We start from the raw sequence: 15,569 nt of genomic DNA, 5'->3' as shown, positions 1-15,569 counted from the left end.
CAAAAGGATTAATCTTTTGCCTGGAGATCGAGGATATTTTGTTCAAGTTTACGAATTAAGTGGAGCAACGTCTCCACTTCCTGCTTCGAGACCCCCGTGAGGATTTCATCGCGGGTCTTGCCTATCACCTCTTCCATCTCATTGATCAGCGGTTCGGCTTTTTCAGTCAGCTTGATGCGTTTGGCCCGCCGATCGCTTGCGCAGGTCTGGCGAGAAATAAGCCCTTTCTCCTCCAGCTGATCGAGCGTACGCACCAGCGACGGTTGTTCAATACCGATGGCTTTCGCCAGCTGGATCTGCGACTGCTCAGGCGGCAGCTGGTGGATGTTATGCAGCGTGACCCAGTGGGTCTGCGTTAACTCCAGAGGTTTCAGGCGATGGTCGATTAGCGCGCGCCAGACGCGAACTAAACGTGCCAGATCAGAACCAAGTGGCGATTCCAATTTCATCTCCTTATAATTAGCTTGCTAAGTTATTATACTGATTTTAGAATAGTGTGCAGCATTTGAATAATCAAAACAAATGAATTACTTGATTCAACAAAAACCAAAACAATGATTTACACTGTTAAAGAGTAGCACTTCCTGAGGTTATCCCTGTTATGGCAAAGGATTTTTGCTTGTGAAACTGAGTCTTAATTCATCCGGATTGCCGCTGCAGGACCTGATGTTCGGCGCATCCGTCTATTTCCCTCCGTTGTTCAAAGCCGTCTTGCTGGGCTTCTTTATCTGGCTGTTTTTACATCGCCAGCTGCGTGACTGGATGTATGCGGGCGACATCTGGCATCCCCTGCTGATGGATCTCTCCCTGTTCGCGCTCTCGGTCTGTCTGGCCCTGCTGTTATTGATTGCCTGGTGATCTACCTGCTATGAAAAAATTAAAATATTTGTCAACGCTGTTGGTGGCGGCCATCGCACTGGTTGCCGCGTGGTTGTTATGGAATTTCTACACTCAGTCCCCCTGGACCCGCGACGGGAAAGTGCGAGCCGAGCAGGTCGGGATCACCCCTCAGGTCTCCGGCAGTATTTTGCAGCTTAACGTGGCCGATAACCAGCGGGTCAAGGCCGGTGAAGTCTTGTTTACCATCGACGACACCCCCTACCGCATTGCGGTGCTGAACGCCCAGGCGCAGCTGGCGAAAGCGCAAGCTGAGGTGGCGAAAGCGCAGGCAGAGCAAAGCAAAGCCGCCAGCGAGGCCCGCCGTCGCAGAAACCTGTCGCAGAATGCCATCTCGGCTGAAGACCTTGAAAACGCCAATACCGCCCTGAATACCGCCACCACCACCCTGGCGGCCGCCAGAGCGGGAGTCGGTGTCACCGAGGCGGCGCTGAAGCATGCGCAGTGGCAGCTCAACCAGACGGTAGTCAAAGCGCCGGTGGACGGCTGGGTGACTAACCTCTCCACCCGGGTCGGCGATTACGCCACCACCGGCCATCCGGTCTTTGCCCTGGTGGACAGCCATTCGTTCTATGTGCTGGGCTACTTTGAAGAGACCAAACTGCGCCATATTCGCATCGGCGATCCGGCGCAAATCATTCTCTACAGCAATCAGCAGACGCTGCAGGGGCATGTCGCCAGCATCGGTCGCGCGATTGTCGACCAGAGCGTGGAACAGGGAACCGGGCTGGTGGCCAATATCAAACCGAATATCCCCTGGGTCCGCCTCGCCCAGCGCGTCCCGGTGCGGATTGCCTTTGATAGCTTGCCGGCCGATGTCACTCTGGTCTCCGGCACCACCTGCACCGTCTCGATCGGCGGACAGTGATGAATCTGCAGACCCTGTCATGGCGCACGCTGCCCTGGGTTAAAGCCACCCGACCGCAGTGGCGATACGCGCTGCGTAACGGCATCGCCATGTGTCTTGCGCTGAGCATCGCCTACGCGCTGGATCTGGATGAGCCCTACTGGGCGATGACCTCCGCGGCGGTGGTCAGCTTTCCCACCGTCGGCGGGGTGATCAGTAAAAGTTTTGGCCGCATTGCCGGCAGCCTGCTCGGCGCCTGCGCCGCCCTGCTGCTGGCGGGCCATACGCTCAACGATCCCTGGCTGTTCCTGTTCAGTATCTCCGGCTGGCTGGCGCTCTGCACCTGGGCCTGCGCCCTGTTCACCAACAACGTGGCCTACGCCTTTCAGCTGGCGGGCTATACCTGCGCCATCATCGCCTTTCCGGTAATTAATATCAGCGACAGCTACGAGCTATGGGTGATTGCCCAGTCGCGCGTCTGCGAAGTCATCGTCGGGATCCTGTGCGGCGGGTTGATGATGATGATCCTGCCCAGCACCTCCGATGGCAGCAACCTGCTGACGGCTCTGAAAACCATGCACGCCCGCCTGCTGGAGCACGCCAGTCTGCTGTGGGTACCGGAAACGACGGATGCTATACGCACCGCCCATGAAAGCGTAATTGGCCAGATCCTGACCATGAACCTGCTGCGCATCCAGGCCTTCTGGAGCCACTACCGCTTCCGTCGGCAGAATCCCCTGCTGAACTACCTGCTACACCAGCAGCTCCGAATGACCAGCGTCATTTCCAGCCTGCGGCGTATGCTGCTGAACTGGCCTGACGCCCCGGCCAATACCCGCCAGGTGCTGGAGTCGTTGCTTGCGGAGCTCGCCACCAGCAATGCTGACAGCTATCACGTCGCCCGCATTCTGGCGCCGCTGGCGCCGCCGCCGGGCGCGGATTACCGCCACCTCGCCTTCTGGGCGCGGTTACGCTATTTCTGCCGCATTTATCTGGAAAGCAGCCGCTGGATCCGCCGGGTTGAAAATGCCTCAGCGATCGCCGAGTTCAATGTTCCTTCCGCACCCGCGCTGACCCGCCACACGGACCAGGCGGAAGCCCTGCTCAACGGCATTCGTACCTTTTGCGCCCTGGTGGCGATAGGCGCGTGGGGGATCAGTACCCAGTGGACCAGCTGCGCGGCGGCCCTGACCCTGGCCTCCATCTGCTGCGTACTCTACTCGGTGTCGGCCTCGCCGTTTCGCTCGCTGACCCTGCTGATGCAGACCCTGGTCCTGCTGTCGCTGTTCAGTTTTGTGGTGAAATTTGGCCTGATGGTGCAGATCACCGACCTGTGGCAGTTCCTGCTGTTTCTGTTCCCGTTGCTGACCACCATGCAGTTACTCAAGCTGCAGTGGCCAAAATTTGCCGGCCTGTGGGGGCAGCTTATCGTCTTTATGGGCTCGTTTATCTCCGTCACCAACCCACCGGTGTACGACTATGCGGCCTTTTTCAATGACAATTTAAGCAAGATTGTCGGCGTGGGCTTTGCGTGGCTGGCTTTTGCGGTGCTCAGTCCCGGCTCGGACGCCCGCAAAGGGCGACGGCACATCAGAGCGTTACGGCGTCACTTTGTCGATCAGCTCAGCCGCCGCCCCCAGCACAGCGAGCACGAATTTGAATCGCTGGTATATCACCACGTCAGCCAGCTTAGTCAGAGCCAGGATGCGCTGGCCCGCCGCTGGCTACTGCGCTGGGGAGTGGTCTTACTGAACTGCTCCCACGTGGTCTGGCAGCTTCGTGAGTGGGAAACCCGCTCCGATCCGCTCGCCCAGGTGCGCGATCTGTGTATCAACCTGCTGCGCGATGTGATGAGCGAGCGCGGCGTGCAGCAGCGGCCGCTGGCCACCACGCTGCAGGAGCTGCTGCGGATCTGCGAGGTTCTGAACCACCATCATCAGCCGGCGGCCCGGGAGCTGGCCGCCGCGATCTGGCGACTGTATTGCGCGCTATCGCAGCTGGAACAGGCTCCGGTCGCCGGAACGATTGGCGAAAAGATTACTTAATCACCCCGCAGGCAAACCGTTCGCCGCCGCCGCCCAGCGGCTGCGGATTGTCGGCCATATTATCGCCGCCGACATGAACCATCAGCGCTTTGCCTTTCACTTCCGCCAGCGTTTTCAGACGGGGAGCGATAATCGGCTGGTCAGCCACGCCCGCGTCGTTGACCACCAGCAGGGGCAAATCGCCAAGATGTCCGGTGCCCAGCGGCCCTTCATGTTTACCGGTATGTTGCGGATCGTAATGTCCGCCCGCCGCTCCGGCGGCTACGGCTTTGCCCTCTTTCATCGCCGGCTGGCAGCTGCCTTCAGCATGGATATGAAAGCCGTGCTTGCCCGGCGGCAACGCTCGCAGATCGGGAGCAAATTCGAGTCCGCGGTCGGTTTCAGTGATTTTTACACTGCCGATGGATTGACCAACGCCCTGGCTGGTCACGAGATTAAGTTGCACATCTTCACTGACGGCCTGCGCGCCAGCGCAAAATGCGAGGGAAAGGATAGCGAGAATACATCGTTGCATAACACCTCCGGATGGCTGTCTCCCTGTTAAGTGTAAACCAGGAACAGGTTTCCGGAGGCGAAATGCCGGTTATGGCACGTCGTAACCGAGCGCGGCTTTGCGGATACGGAACCACTGCTGGCGGGTCATACTCAGCTTTTCAGCCACAATCGCCGAGCGCACGCGCTCAATTTTGCCCGAGCCGATAATCGGCAGCGGTTGCGATGGCAGGCGCAGCACCCAGGCATAAACCACCTGCTCGATGCTGTCGGCGTTAAGCTCGTGGGCCACCTGGGCCAGCTCGTCGCGCAGCGGCTGAAAGCCCTCTTCATTAAACAGGCGGCCGCCGCCGAGGCAGGACCAGGCCATCGGGCGAATACGCAGCTGCTGCAGCTGATCGAGGGTGCCGTCGAGCAGCAACGGCTGATGCACCGGCGAGATCTCCACCTGGTTGGTAGCAAGCGTAAACGGCAGGCGCGACTGTAGAAGGGTGAACTGGGCAGGGGTAAAGTTCGAGACGCCGAAATGACGTACTTTGCCGCTGTGATGCAGCGCGAGGAAGGCTTCAGCCACCTCGTCGGCGTCCATCAGCGGATCCGGCCGGTGGATCAGCAGCAGATCGAGATGGTCCGTCGCCAGATTACGCAGCGATTGCTCAGCGCTGAGCACGATGTGGTCCCGGTCGGTAATGTAGTGACCGATGGTGTTTTCAGCGCGCGCCCGGGTGGCAATGCCGCATTTGCTGACAATTTCCATTCGGCTACGCAGATGCGGCGCCAGCTTCAGGGCTTCACCAAAGGCGGATTCGCACTGGTAATCGCCATAGATATCGGCGTGATCGACGGTGGTAATACCTAAATCGAGATGCTGTTCGATAAAGCCGACCAGCTCGCCTGGCGACATTTTCCAGTCCATCAGACGCCAGTAGCCCATTACAAAACGCGAAAATTCCGGCCCCTGGGGAGCCATAGCAATACGCTGAACCATAACCGCTTCCTCAATAAAAAAGTGCTCTGAGTATACGTAATTTTTGGCTTAAAACAGTGAGGGTTGCTGCGGTTCTTCCGCCGCCTCTGGCCTGTTTGCGCGGATTTTGCGCAGCAGGCGTTGACGGCACAGACGCAATACCTCCTGTTTCTGCGCATCGCTCATCGTTTGCCAGTTAAAACGTTCCTCACGGCTACGGAAACAGCCGCGACAGTAGCCGCGCTCATCGGTCTGACAAATTCCCCGGCACGGGCTCTGCACCGGGAAAAACTCTAACTGCTCTGCCACCACACGCCTCCTGTCCCCTCATCTCCTTTCATTGAAGACGTTTCCCCGCGCTGACGCAAATTTTGTTCACTACGTGCTGCGCCAGCTAACATTTTTGCGCCGGGTCTTGCATTAGACCAATCGGTCTACTACAGTGTGCTCCATGAACAGACACAGCGATTGCGATACCCGAGAACATATTCTGGCCACCGGCGAGCGGCTTTGCATGCATCGCGGCTTTACCGGCATGGGCTTGAGCGAACTCCTGAAGACGGCGGAAGTGCCCAAGGGCTCTTTCTATCATTACTTTCGCTCTAAAGAAGCCTTCGGCGTCGCCTTGCTGGAAAACCATTTCGCCGGATATCTGCAGCGCCTGGTCGAGCATTTCGCCCATGGCGACGGCAACTATCGCGATCGGCTGCTGGCCTACTATCAGCACACGCTGAATCAGTTTTACCAGCAGGGAATTATTAGCGGGTGTCTTACCGTCAAGCTGTCGGCAGAGGTCTGCGATCTGTCGGAAGACATGCGCACCGCCATGAACCACGGCGCCAGCCAGATCATCGCCCTGCTGGGCGACGCGCTGGAGAAAGGACGTCAGGAAGGCAGTCTGACATTTGACGGCGAGGCCATGACCCTGTCGCAGGTGCTTTATTCCCTGTGGCTCGGCGCCAACCTGCAGGCCAAAATAACGCGTAGCGCAACGCCGCTGGAGAGCGCCCTTGCCCACGCGAAACAGATTATTGCGGCGCCTGCTGTTTAACAGGCGTTTTTATTTCATCAGTTCCTAGACGACCGGTCTACTCAGGAGTCATTATGTCGGAATCAAAATTATTCACCCCGTTGAAAGTCGGTGCCGTCACCGTCCCTAATCGCGTATTTATGGCTCCACTGACGCGTCTGCGCAGCATCGAGCCGGGCGATATCCCTACCCCGCTGATGGGCGAATATTACCGTCAGCGCGCCAGCTCCGGGCTGATCATCAGCGAAGCGACGCAGATTTCCGCCCAGGCCAAAGGCTATGCCGGCGCGCCAGGGCTGCACAGCCCGGAGCAGATTGCCGCCTGGCAGAAAATCACCGCCGGCGTTCACGCGGAAAACGGCCATATCGCCGTGCAGCTGTGGCATACCGGGCGAATTTCCCATAGCAGCCTGCAGCCCGGCGGCGCCGCCCCGGTAGCGCCGTCTGCGCTGAGCGCCGGCACCCGCACCTCGCTGCGCGACGAAAACGGCCACGCCATCCGCGCCGACACCTCGATGCCTCGCGCTCTGGAAACCGAAGAGATCCCGGGGATCGTCGATGATTTCCGTCAGGCGGTGGGCAATGCCCGTGACGCCGGTTTCGATCTGGTTGAACTGCACTCGGCTCACGGCTATCTGCTGCACCAGTTCCTCTCGCCATCGGCGAACCAGCGTACCGACCAGTATGGCGGCAGCGTGGAAAACCGCGCCCGTCTGGTGCTGGAAGTGGTTGACGCCGTGAGCAAAGAGTGGAGCGCCGACCGGATTGGCATCCGCGTGTCGCCGATTGGCAGCTTCCAGAATGTAGATAATGGCCCGAACGAAGAAGAAGACGCGCTGTATCTGATTAGCGAGCTGGCGAAACGCGGTATCGCCTATCTGCACATGTCCGAGCCGGACTGGGCGGGCGGCAAGCCGTACAGCGAAGCCTTCCGTCAGAAAGTTCGCGACCGCTTCCCGGGCGTGATCATTGGCGCTGGCGCCTACACCGTTGAAAAAGCCAACGACCTGATCAGCAAAGGGCTGATTGATGCCGTGGCCTTTGGCCGCGATTACATCGCCAACCCGGATCTGGTTGCCCGCCTGCAGAAAAAAGCGGCGCTCAACCCGCAGCGCCCGGAGTCCTTCTACGGCGGCGGCGCGGAAGGCTACACCGATTATCCTACGCTGTAATCCCTCCATTGATAGCGGCGACGTATCGCCGCTATACTCAAGGCTCTGATCTATCAAATAAACTGCATAGGGGACATTATGCGCTTACTCCACACCATGCTGCGCGTTGGCGACCTGCAACGTTCTATCGACTTCTATACCAATGTGTTGGGCATGAAGCTGCTGCGCACCAGCGAAAACCCGGAGTACAAATACTCCCTCGCCTTCGTCGGCTACGGCGAAGAGAGCGATACCGCGGTGATCGAACTGACCTACAACTGGGGCGTGGACAGCTATGAGCTGGGCACCGCCTACGGTCACATCGCGCTGAGCGTCGACAACGCCGCCGAAGCCTGCGAGCGGATCCGCCAGAACGGGGGCAACGTTACCCGCGAAGCCGGGCCGGTAAAAGGCGGCAGCACCGTTATCGCCTTCGTGGAAGATCCTGACGGTTACAAAATCGAGCTGATTGAAGAGAAAGACGCCGGCAAAGGGCTGGGCAACTAACCCCCCCGACCATAGCGACTTCATTATCCTCGTTCGCCCGGGCGCTGCGGCGCCCGTTGTTTTCACCCCTGCCTGCTGCAAGCCGTGGCAAAATTTGCCATAATGCGCGCTACTTTTTTCCAGCTAAGAGAATCTGATGTCCGAGAACGCTCAACTGAATGGTCTGTGCGACCGTTTCCGCGGTTTTTATCCAGTGGTGATTGATGTTGAAACCGCAGGATTTAATGCCAAAACCGACGCCCTGCTGGAGATCGCCGCCATTACGTTGAAGATGGATGAGCAAGGCTGGCTGATGCCCGATGAAACGCTGCATTTCCATGTTGAACCTTTCGAGGGCGCCAATCTTCAGCCCGAAGCGCTGGCCTTTAACGGGATTAACCCGCACGATCCAGAGCGCGGCGCCGTGAGCGAATACGACGCTCTGCATGCCATCTTCAAAATGGTACGCAAAGGGATGAAAGAGAGCGACTGCAGTCGGGCTATCATGGTGGCGCACAACGCCACATTTGACCACAGCTTCACCATGACCGCCGCCGAACGGGCGGGGCTTAAACGCAACCCGTTCCATCCGTTTGTCACCTTTGACACCGCCGCGCTGAGCGGGCTGGCTTTGGGCCAGACGGTGTTGTCGAAAGCCTGTATTGCCGCGGGTATGCCGTTCGACGGCGCGCAGGCCCACTCCGCCCTCTACGATACCGAGCAGACGGCACAGCTGTTTTGCGAGATAGTGAACCGCTGGAAGCGTCTGGGCGGCTGGCCGCTGCCGGTGGCGACGCCGGAGTGATAAAAAAAGCGACTTCCAGGAAGTCGCTTTTTTACTGACCGCGGGAATTATTCCGCTTTCGGCTCGTCAGTGTGGTATTTCGCCGCTGTCTCTTTGATCAGCTGCTGCAGTTCACCGCGCTGGTACATCTCGATGACGATATCGCAGCCGCCCACCAGTTCACCGTCCACCCACAGCTGCGGGAAGGTCGGCCAGTTGGCATATTTTGGCAGCTCGGCGCGGATATCCGGGTTCTGCAGGATATCAACGTAAGCAAAACGTTCGCCACAGGCGGACAGCGCCTGAACGGCCTGAGCGGAGAAACCGCAGCTTGGCAGCTTCGGCGAACCTTTCATGTACAGCAGGATCGGGTTTTCAGCGATTTGGCGTTGGATCTTTTCTAAAGTCGAGCTCATTGTCGTGCTTCCTTAAACTTCTTTCTACGGCAGTAACTTGTCATTGTAGCGTCCCGAGGGCAGGACCGATAATAACATTTTTTTCACTATTCATATTTTATCTTCTGTTGCGCGAAGTTGCCTTAAAAATATCATTTTGCCGTCGTGGGCAGGCGCGCGTTGCGCATTTTCTGTGCGAGGCGGTCAATGTCTGACGCGTTTTCTTGCAATCGTTAACCAATCGACATTTTTGATACAAAAGAATATTAACTTTCCGGGTTTTTATGCTTTAGAATCGTTCCGGTTTGTCATTCATCGTCAGGCATTTGTACATGTCTGTAATTAATCAGGGGATTGCTCAGTGGCGCGGCTAAACAAAATCGCGATATCGCTCTGTGCATTACTGTTCACATCTATCTCATTCACGCCACTGGCTCAGGCTTCAGGGCATACGCACGCCTCCGCCTCGCCAAAGGCGTTGCCCGCGAAAAGCGGCTCAGAGCGCAAGAAAAAAGCAACCAGTCAAAAAAGTAAAACCACCGCTAAAACCACCAGTAAAAAATCCTCGAGCACCCGGCTCCCTACCCGCTCTACCGCAGCAAGCCAAACCGCGCTTCATCGTCAGTCCGCCGGCGCCACGAAAAAATGCGTGCTGCGTAAAGGGTATAAAAAGCAGTGCGCAAAAACGGTGGCCGCCAGCGCCGAACCGGCCCTGGCGCTGAACAGCGTCAAAAGCAAATGCGTGGTGCGTAAGGGCTATAAAAAACGCTGTAAACCCGAGGCCAGCGAAGCGAATCTGACGATCGCCGACGCGCATAAAGTCCGGGTGCAAAAAGCGCAGAGTACCGCCATGAACAAACTGATGGGCCAGCTGGGTAAACCGTATCGCTGGGGCGGCACCTCGCCGCGCACCGGGTTCGACTGCAGCGGGCTGGTCTATTACGCCTACAAAGACCTGGTCAAGATTCATATCCCGCGTACCGCCAATGAAATGTACCACCTGCGCGATGCGCGTCCGGTCGATCGTGACGAACTGCAGAGCGGCGACCTGGTCTTCTTCCGCACCCGCGGACGCGGCACTGCCGACCACGTTGGCGTTTACGTCGGCAACGGGAAATTCATTCAGTCCCCGCGCACGGGCCGCGATATTCAAATCACCTCCCTGAGCGAAGATTACTGGGTACGCCATTACGTCGGCGCCCGTCGCGTCATGACCCCGAAAACCATTCGCTGATCCCGGTCTGCCGCTACGGCGGCAGCCCTCTTCACCTGCGCGTTCTCCGCCCCCACCGTCAGGGGAAACTGCATATTCGCCTCTGTGACTGGCGCTTCCCGACGATAGCGGGTGGGCGACATGCCAAAGTGACGGTGAAAGGTGCGGCAGAACGCCGCCTGCCCGTCGTACCCCAGACGTTGGGAAATACTCTGCATGGAGGCCTCGGTCTGCGTTAAGTAGATTGTCGCGATGGTCATCTTCCGGCGGCTGACGTAGCTCGCCAGCGTGCAGCCGGTCACCATGGCGAATTGCCGCTGGAAATACCAGTGCGAGTAGCCGGACTTTTTCGCTATCGCGCTTACCGGCAGGGTGTCAAAAATATGGGCTTCGATCCAGTCAACGATCCCCTGCACGACCGGGATCATTTTCGGGCTTACCACTTCATCTGTTTTCGCCATCGTAGCCATCCTGTGGAAATTGCTGCCGGCGGCTATATTTGTCATACAAATATCAAAATAGACAATGAATTATTGGCATAGCGGCGATTGCCTGAAAGCATAGCGTCATTAATCATTTGATTTAAAATGCTTATTTTCACACAGCCGTTTGCGCTGCGGGTTCTTAAGATGCCCTGCTGAGAAATTAACCATCGCGGTGAGAGGCTGGAGACCCAGCCTCCTTTTACTTATACATTATTGCAACATCTGCGGGAATATTAACGCGCCGCTCCGCAGAAAACGGTTAAGCCTTCGGCAGTTGCGCCGGCGATAATAGCCTTTATCGTTGTAAGGCTTTTCACTGCCTGCGGCAAATGTTAACATTCTCAATACAATAACAGGCCCGGGACGCGACAGCGTCGGGCGGTCAGAACGCGATTCAGGTGAAAACCTCATCTTGTCAATGTGAGATAAAACAAAAAAAGTTATAAGGAGAGTAGCAATGTCGTTTGAATTACCTGCATTACCATATGCAAAAGACGCCCTGGCGCCGCACATTTCCGCAGAAACCCTGGAGTACCACTACGGTAAACACCACCAGGCGTATGTCACTAACCTCAACAACCTGATCAAAGGCACCGCGTTCGAAGGTCAATCGCTCGAAGAGATCGTGCGCACCTCTGAAGGCGGCGTTTTCAACAACGCGGCGCAGGTCTGGAACCACACCTTCTACTGGAACTGCCTGGCGCCGAACGCCGGCGGCGAACCGGAAGGCGAGCTGGCGGCCGCGATTGCCAAATCCTTCGGCAGCTTCGCAGAGTTTAAGGCCAAATTTACCGACGCCGCGGCGAAAAACTTTGGCGCTGGCTGGACCTGGCTGGTTAAAAATGCCGACGGCAGTCTGGCTATCGTCTCCACCAGCAACGCGGGTACCCCGCTGACCACCGACGCGAAGCCGCTGCTGACCGTTGACGTCTGGGAACATGCTTACTACATCGACTACCGCAACGCCCGTCCAAGCTATCTGGACCACTTCTGGGCGCTGGTTAACTGGAAGTTTGTTGCCGCTAACCTGGCCGCATAAACGACAAACCGCAGCAGAGTGACCCCTGCTGCGGTTTTTTTTACACCCTTCCCCACCGTTTATGACTGGCTGGCAAAGGCCTCCTCCGGCTGCGCTCGTCCGCTAAACCAGACCAGCAGCAGCGCCAGACCGGCAATAATCGCGCCCATCACCGGCACAAACGCATATCCCAGTCCGCCGGAGATCACCGCCCCGCCGGCGGCGGCGCCCAGCGCGTTGCCCAGGTTGAACGCCCCGATATTCACCGAAGAAGAGAGACCCGGCGCCTCATGCGCCACGCGCATCACTCGCATCTGCAGCGGCGGCACTACCGCAAAGGTGGCTGCGCCCCAGACAATCATACTGATGGCCGCACCCGCCTGGGATTGCGCCAGCAGCGGTATCGCCAGCATGATCGCCATCAGCAGCAGCAGAAAGCCTTTCAGCGTGCGGGAGACCGACCGGTCGGCGAATTTGCCGCCCAGATAGTTGCCCAGCGAAAAACCAACTCCAATCAGCACCAGCATCGCGGTGATAAACAACGATGAAGCATGGGTCAGCGTATTCAGTACCGGCGAAATGTAGGTATACAGCGTAAACATCGCCCCGGCGCCCAGCACGGTGGTCAGTAAGGCAGAAAGCACCTGCGGCCGTAACAGGACCGAAAGCTCTTGTTTGACATCCGGCCGCTCGCCCGCGCTGCCCTTCGGCAGGGAGAACCACAGGCTCACCATCGCCAGCAGGCCTAACCCCGCGGTGGCGAGGAAGGACATCCGCCAGCCGATGGTTTCCCCAAGCCAGGTCGCGGCAGGCACGCCGCCGATATTAGCGATGGTGAGGCCCATAAACATGGTGGCCACCGCGCTGGCCTGCTTGTGCTTGGGCACCACGCTGGCCGCCACCACCGACCCCAGGCCAAAAAAGGCGCCGTGGTTGAGGCTGGTAATAATGCGCGACAGCAGCAGCGTGGTGTAATCCGGCGCAATGGATGACAGCAGGTTGCCGACGGTGAAGATCCCCATCAGAAAAATCAGCGCATTGCGTCGGGCTCGATGGGACAGCAGCAGGGTCATCAGCGGCGCGCCGACCATGACGCCGATGGCATACGCACTGATCAGCATTCCCGCTACCGGTATCGAGACGTCCACGCCCTTGGCAATCACCGGCAGCAATCCCATCGGGGAGAACTCGGTGGTCCCGATGCCAAAGGCGCCGATCGCCAGCGCGAGTAAAGGAAAGTTGATTTTCATTCAATGACTCCATCAGACCGTCAGGGAGGACGGCATAACATCAGAAGCCAAAAGCATGACATCAATCACAAAAAAACAAAAGTGAACGAAATGACAAAAGATTTTTGCAGAATTGATAATAATGGCGGGATACGGGGAGGAGGCCGCGCTCCTCCCTCATCGGAACATTAGTGCAGTATGGCGGTCAGGCTGAATGCGACGATCACGCCGAGGGCAATAATCGTGGTGATCAGCGAAAACTTTAAATTGGTATCCATCATTTTTCCCTCTTGTTATCCCCACACCAAAAGTGAGCTTGCTCATTTTTGCACAAAAAATCGCAAAAATCTTCCGGGATTTAGGGCGATGCACATTTTTGCTCTTCCACTTTGCCCCAAGATCGGACAAAATCCCACGCTAATTTAAAAGCGTATCGGCCATTGACCCCTTCCTGTCGTTCTGTGTCGTTTTCCCGACGTGATGCAATGTTGAAAATTGTATTCAGGGTGTGTGTAGGCAAACGTTTACGTATCGATGATCAGGCGATCAGGTCAAGGCATGGAGTGAGATGTAATGGCAACTATTAAAGATGTAGCGAAACGCGCAAACGTTTCCACTACAACTGTATCACATGTAATTAACAAAACCCGTTTCGTTGCCGAAGAGACGCGCAATGCGGTATGGGCGGCGATTAAAGAGCTGCACTACTCGCCGAGCGCCGTGGCCCGCAGCCTGAAAGTCAATCATACAAAATCGATTGGCCTGCTGGCGACCAGCAGCGAAGCCGCCTATTTTGCTGAAATCATTGAGTCCGTTGAAAAGAGCTGCTTCCAGAAGGGCTATACCCTGATTCTCGGCAACGCCTGGAACGACCCGGAAAAACAGCGGGCCTATCTGTCGATGATGGCGCAAAAACGCGTCGACGGTCTGCTGGTGATGTGTTCCGAATACCCGGACTCCGTCCTGAGCATGCTGGAAGAGTATCGCCATATTCCGATGGTGGTGATGGACTGGGGCGAAGCAAAAGCCGACTTTACCGATGCGGTAATTGATAACGCCTTCCAGGGCGGGTATATCGCCGGACGTTACCTGATTGAACGCGGTCACCGCGAAATCGGCGTGATCCCGGGCCCGCTGGAGCGCAACACCGGCGCGGGGCGACTGGCCGGCTTCATGCAGGCGATGAAAGAGGCGCATATCAGCGTGCCGGAAAACTGGATTGTACAGGGCGACTTCGAGCCGGAGTCCGGCTACCGCGCCATGCAGCAGATCCTGAGCCAACAACACCGTCCAACGGCGGTCTTCTGCGGCGGCGACATTATGGCGATGGGCGCTATCTGCGCCGCGGATGAAATGGGGCTGCGCGTGCCGCAGGACATTTCGCTGATCGGTTATGATAATGTGCGCAATGCCCGCTATTTCAGCCCGGCGTTAACCACCATTCATCAGCCAAAAGATTCGCTGGGCGAAGCCGCGTTCAATATGCTGTTGGATCGTATCGTCAACAAGCGCGAAGAGTCGCAGTCTATTGAAGTGCACCCTCGGCTGGTCGAACGCCGCTCGGTGGCGGATGGCCCGTTTGTCGACTATCGTCGCTAAAGCACTGGCGGGCGCGGATCACTCCGGCGCCCGCAGCCACTCCCGATTCAGCGTGTCGCTGTCCCCCAGGTAGTCCAGCATCCAGTTTAACGCCGGTGAAGCATCATTCTGCTGCCAGGTCAGACAGCAGGCCGCATCCGGAAACGGATTTTCCAGCGCCAGCGCGGTCCACTCGCCGCGATCCACCCATGGCCGGGCGAAATGGCTTGGCACCATGCCGACGCAGAGCCCTGCCGACAGACAGGTTGCCGACGATTCCCAGTCGGGGACCACCACCCTCTTCTGGTTATCCAGCAGCCACGTTGTCCGTTTGGGCAACGAACGCGAGGTATCTTCCCGCACCAGCGACGGCCAGTTGCGCAGGACATCGTCGCTCAGCGGCCCCGCCATCTTCGCCAGCGGGTGATCGCTCGCCACCACGCAGTCCCAGCTCAGCATCCCCATATCGCGGAACGCATAGCGGCCCCCAACCGGAATAGAGCGCGTTGCGCCAATCGCCAGCTCCACGCGGCCGTCGGCCAGCGCATCCCATACGCCATTGAACACTTCCTGAAAAACGATCAGCTCGACATCGGGAAAATGGCGATAGAAATCCACGATCATCTGGCGCATCCGCGCGGGTTTCACGATATCGTCCACCGCGATCGACAACTGCCCGCGCCAGCCGTTGGCAATTTGCTGGCACTGCTGGCGGGTGATCTGCATTTTTTTGATAACAGATCGCCCTTCCTGTAAAAACCAGACCCCGGCGGGGGTCAGCTCCACATCACGATGACGGCGCTCAAACAACGGGACGGCCAGCCACTCTTCGAGCTGACGCACGGTATAGCTGACGGCGGAAGGCACCCGATGAAGCTCCTGCGCCGCCGCGCTAAAGCTGCCGTTACGGGCGACGGCATCAACCACTTCCAGAGAGTATTCAGACCACATT

General features: G+C 57.7%; 19 protein-coding genes. 10 read left to right on the top strand and 9 right to left on the bottom strand.

Annotation, left to right across the window (positions count from 1 at the left end; genetic code table 11):
• Positions 1–8: 8 nt before the first annotated feature.
• Positions 9–449, bottom strand: coding sequence for a transcriptional regulator SlyA (gene slyA / locus ABLX76_RS07550; RefSeq protein WP_025710835.1), 441 nt, complete (start codon positions 447–449; stop codon positions 9–11).
• 172 nt (positions 450–621) lie between these two features.
• Here slyA and ABLX76_RS07545 point away from each other — a divergent pair, with 172 nt between their 5' ends.
• The 3 genes from ABLX76_RS07545 to ABLX76_RS07535 are packed head-to-tail and all read left to right on the top strand — an operon-like array spanning position 622 to position 3,789.
• Complete coding sequence (locus ABLX76_RS07545) at positions 622–858, top strand: DUF1656 domain-containing protein (protein WP_023289934.1); 237 nt, start codon at positions 622–624, stop codon at positions 856–858.
• Positions 859–868: 10 nt separating this feature from the next.
• Positions 869–1,765 carry an HlyD family secretion protein gene (locus ABLX76_RS07540; protein WP_065881522.1) on the top strand — a complete coding sequence of 299 codons (897 nt, stop codon included), beginning with the start codon at positions 869–871 and terminating at the stop codon, positions 1,763–1,765.
• Positions 1,765–3,789, top strand: coding sequence for an FUSC family protein (locus ABLX76_RS07535; protein WP_348874356.1), 2,025 nt, complete (start codon positions 1,765–1,767; stop codon positions 3,787–3,789). The genes ABLX76_RS07540 and ABLX76_RS07535 overlap by 1 nt, the downstream gene beginning before the upstream one ends.
• On the opposite strand, the gene sodC is transcribed toward ABLX76_RS07535, so the two are convergent.
• From sodC to ABLX76_RS07520, 3 genes are all read right to left on the bottom strand, one after another.
• Positions 3,782–4,303: a superoxide dismutase [Cu-Zn] SodC gene (gene sodC, locus ABLX76_RS07530; RefSeq protein ID WP_086075323.1), complete on the bottom strand. Its 522-nt coding sequence runs from the start codon at positions 4,301–4,303 to the stop codon at positions 3,782–3,784. The genes ABLX76_RS07535 and sodC overlap by 8 nt on opposite strands.
• 69 nt (positions 4,304–4,372) lie before the next feature.
• Positions 4,373–5,269, bottom strand: coding sequence for an aldo/keto reductase family oxidoreductase (locus tag ABLX76_RS07525; protein ID WP_023318436.1), 897 nt, complete (start codon positions 5,267–5,269; stop codon positions 4,373–4,375).
• 48 nt (positions 5,270–5,317) lie between these two features.
• Complete coding sequence (locus ABLX76_RS07520; protein WP_017901094.1) at positions 5,318–5,560, bottom strand: DUF1289 domain-containing protein; 243 nt, start codon at positions 5,558–5,560, stop codon at positions 5,318–5,320.
• Positions 5,561–5,699: 139 nt separating this feature from the next.
• Between ABLX76_RS07520 and ABLX76_RS07515 the strand changes: the two genes are divergently transcribed.
• From ABLX76_RS07515 to rnt, 4 genes are all read left to right on the top strand, one after another.
• A complete protein-coding gene (locus tag ABLX76_RS07515; RefSeq protein ID WP_032428869.1) occupies positions 5,700–6,299 on the top strand; it encodes a TetR/AcrR family transcriptional regulator in 600 nt (199 codons plus the stop codon).
• 53 nt (positions 6,300–6,352) lie between these two features.
• Positions 6,353–7,450: an alkene reductase gene (locus ABLX76_RS07510; RefSeq protein ID WP_044523573.1), complete on the top strand. Its 1,098-nt coding sequence runs from the start codon at positions 6,353–6,355 to the stop codon at positions 7,448–7,450.
• A gap of 78 nt (positions 7,451–7,528) precedes the next feature.
• Positions 7,529–7,936 (top strand): lactoylglutathione lyase, encoded by a 408-nt coding sequence (gene gloA / locus ABLX76_RS07505; RefSeq protein ID WP_032453119.1) that lies wholly within the window; start codon positions 7,529–7,531, stop codon positions 7,934–7,936.
• A gap of 136 nt (positions 7,937–8,072) precedes the next feature.
• Complete coding sequence (gene rnt / locus ABLX76_RS07500; RefSeq protein ID WP_004202881.1) at positions 8,073–8,720, top strand: ribonuclease T; 648 nt, start codon at positions 8,073–8,075, stop codon at positions 8,718–8,720.
• A 47-nt stretch (positions 8,721–8,767) separates the two neighbouring features.
• Here rnt and ABLX76_RS07495 read toward each other — a convergent pair whose 3' ends face one another.
• Positions 8,768–9,115: a Grx4 family monothiol glutaredoxin gene (locus ABLX76_RS07495; protein ID WP_002907768.1), complete on the bottom strand. Its 348-nt coding sequence runs from the start codon at positions 9,113–9,115 to the stop codon at positions 8,768–8,770.
• Between the two features lie 340 nt (positions 9,116–9,455).
• On the opposite strand from ABLX76_RS07495, the gene ABLX76_RS07490 reads away from it, so the two are divergent.
• Positions 9,456–10,328 (top strand): C40 family peptidase, encoded by an 873-nt coding sequence (locus tag ABLX76_RS07490; protein WP_065881518.1) that lies wholly within the window; start codon positions 9,456–9,458, stop codon positions 10,326–10,328.
• Here ABLX76_RS07490 and ABLX76_RS07485 read toward each other — a convergent pair.
• Positions 10,283–10,768 carry an AraC family transcriptional regulator gene (locus tag ABLX76_RS07485; protein ID WP_023289942.1) on the bottom strand — a complete coding sequence of 162 codons (486 nt, stop codon included), beginning with the start codon at positions 10,766–10,768 and terminating at the stop codon, positions 10,283–10,285. The two genes, ABLX76_RS07490 and ABLX76_RS07485, sit on opposite strands and share 46 nt — an antisense overlap.
• A 481-nt stretch (positions 10,769–11,249) precedes the next feature.
• Between ABLX76_RS07485 and sodB the strand changes: the two genes are divergently transcribed.
• Complete coding sequence (gene sodB / locus ABLX76_RS07480) at positions 11,250–11,831, top strand: superoxide dismutase [Fe] (protein WP_023289943.1); 582 nt, start codon at positions 11,250–11,252, stop codon at positions 11,829–11,831.
• Positions 11,832–11,890: 59 nt separating this feature from the next.
• Here the strand turns inward: sodB and ABLX76_RS07475 are convergent, their stop codons facing one another.
• Positions 11,891–13,060: an MFS transporter gene (locus ABLX76_RS07475; RefSeq protein ID WP_032453121.1), complete on the bottom strand. Its 1,170-nt coding sequence runs from the start codon at positions 13,058–13,060 to the stop codon at positions 11,891–11,893.
• 167 nt (positions 13,061–13,227) lie between these two features.
• Positions 13,228–13,317, bottom strand: a complete 90-nt coding sequence (locus tag ABLX76_RS07470; protein ID WP_004152976.1) for a YnhF family membrane protein — start codon at positions 13,315–13,317, stop codon at positions 13,228–13,230.
• A 295-nt stretch (positions 13,318–13,612) separates the two neighbouring features.
• On the opposite strand from ABLX76_RS07470, the gene purR reads away from it, so the two are divergent.
• The gene (gene purR, locus ABLX76_RS07465) at positions 13,613–14,638 is read left to right on the top strand and encodes an HTH-type transcriptional repressor PurR (RefSeq protein ID WP_004202888.1); all 1,026 of its coding nucleotides are present in this window, start codon (positions 13,613–13,615) and stop codon (positions 14,636–14,638) included.
• 18 nt (positions 14,639–14,656) lie between these two features.
• On the opposite strand, the gene punR is transcribed toward purR, so the two are convergent.
• A complete protein-coding gene (punR, locus tag ABLX76_RS07460) occupies positions 14,657–15,568 on the bottom strand; it encodes a DNA-binding transcriptional activator PunR (RefSeq protein WP_004202889.1) in 912 nt (303 codons plus the stop codon).
• Position 15,569: the final 1 nt, after the last annotated feature.

This window comes from Klebsiella sp. JB_Kp004 (assembly GCF_040065795.1).
Taxonomy (GTDB): Bacteria; Pseudomonadota; Gammaproteobacteria; order Enterobacterales; family Enterobacteriaceae; genus Klebsiella; species Klebsiella quasipneumoniae.
This window is presented reverse-complemented; position numbering and strand designations above follow the sequence as displayed.

Bases quoted from the DNA above. Each gene is read 5' to 3' on its own strand.
- ABLX76_RS07535 (WP_348874356.1), top strand. From the start codon at position 1,765: ATGAATCTGCAGACCCTGTCATGGCGCACGCTGCCCTGGGTTAAAGCC.
- ABLX76_RS07525 (WP_023318436.1), bottom strand. From the start codon at position 5,269: ATGGTTCAGCGTATTGCTATGGCTCCCCAGGGGCCGGAATTTTCGCGT.
- purR (WP_004202888.1), top strand. From the start codon at position 13,613: ATGGCAACTATTAAAGATGTAGCGAAACGCGCAAACGTTTCCACTACA.
- ABLX76_RS07540 (WP_065881522.1), top strand. From the start codon at position 869: ATGAAAAAATTAAAATATTTGTCAACGCTGTTGGTGGCGGCCATCGCA.
- ABLX76_RS07495 (WP_002907768.1), bottom strand. From the start codon at position 9,115: ATGAGCTCGACTTTAGAAAAGATCCAACGCCAAATCGCTGAAAACCCG.
- ABLX76_RS07470 (WP_004152976.1), bottom strand. From the start codon at position 13,317: ATGGATACCAATTTAAAGTTTTCGCTGATCACCACGATTATTGCCCTC.
- slyA (WP_025710835.1), bottom strand. From the start codon at position 449: ATGAAATTGGAATCGCCACTTGGTTCTGATCTGGCACGTTTAGTTCGC.
- gloA (WP_032453119.1), top strand. From the start codon at position 7,529: ATGCGCTTACTCCACACCATGCTGCGCGTTGGCGACCTGCAACGTTCT.
- punR (WP_004202889.1), bottom strand. From the start codon at position 15,568: ATGTGGTCTGAATACTCTCTGGAAGTGGTTGATGCCGTCGCCCGTAAC.
- ABLX76_RS07510 (WP_044523573.1), top strand. From the start codon at position 6,353: ATGTCGGAATCAAAATTATTCACCCCGTTGAAAGTCGGTGCCGTCACC.
- ABLX76_RS07475 (WP_032453121.1), bottom strand. From the start codon at position 13,060: ATGAAAATCAACTTTCCTTTACTCGCGCTGGCGATCGGCGCCTTTGGC.
- sodB (WP_023289943.1), top strand. From the start codon at position 11,250: ATGTCGTTTGAATTACCTGCATTACCATATGCAAAAGACGCCCTGGCG.
- ABLX76_RS07515 (WP_032428869.1), top strand. From the start codon at position 5,700: ATGAACAGACACAGCGATTGCGATACCCGAGAACATATTCTGGCCACC.
- rnt (WP_004202881.1), top strand. From the start codon at position 8,073: ATGTCCGAGAACGCTCAACTGAATGGTCTGTGCGACCGTTTCCGCGGT.
- sodC (WP_086075323.1), bottom strand. From the start codon at position 4,303: ATGCAACGATGTATTCTCGCTATCCTTTCCCTCGCATTTTGCGCTGGC.
- ABLX76_RS07485 (WP_023289942.1), bottom strand. From the start codon at position 10,768: ATGGCGAAAACAGATGAAGTGGTAAGCCCGAAAATGATCCCGGTCGTG.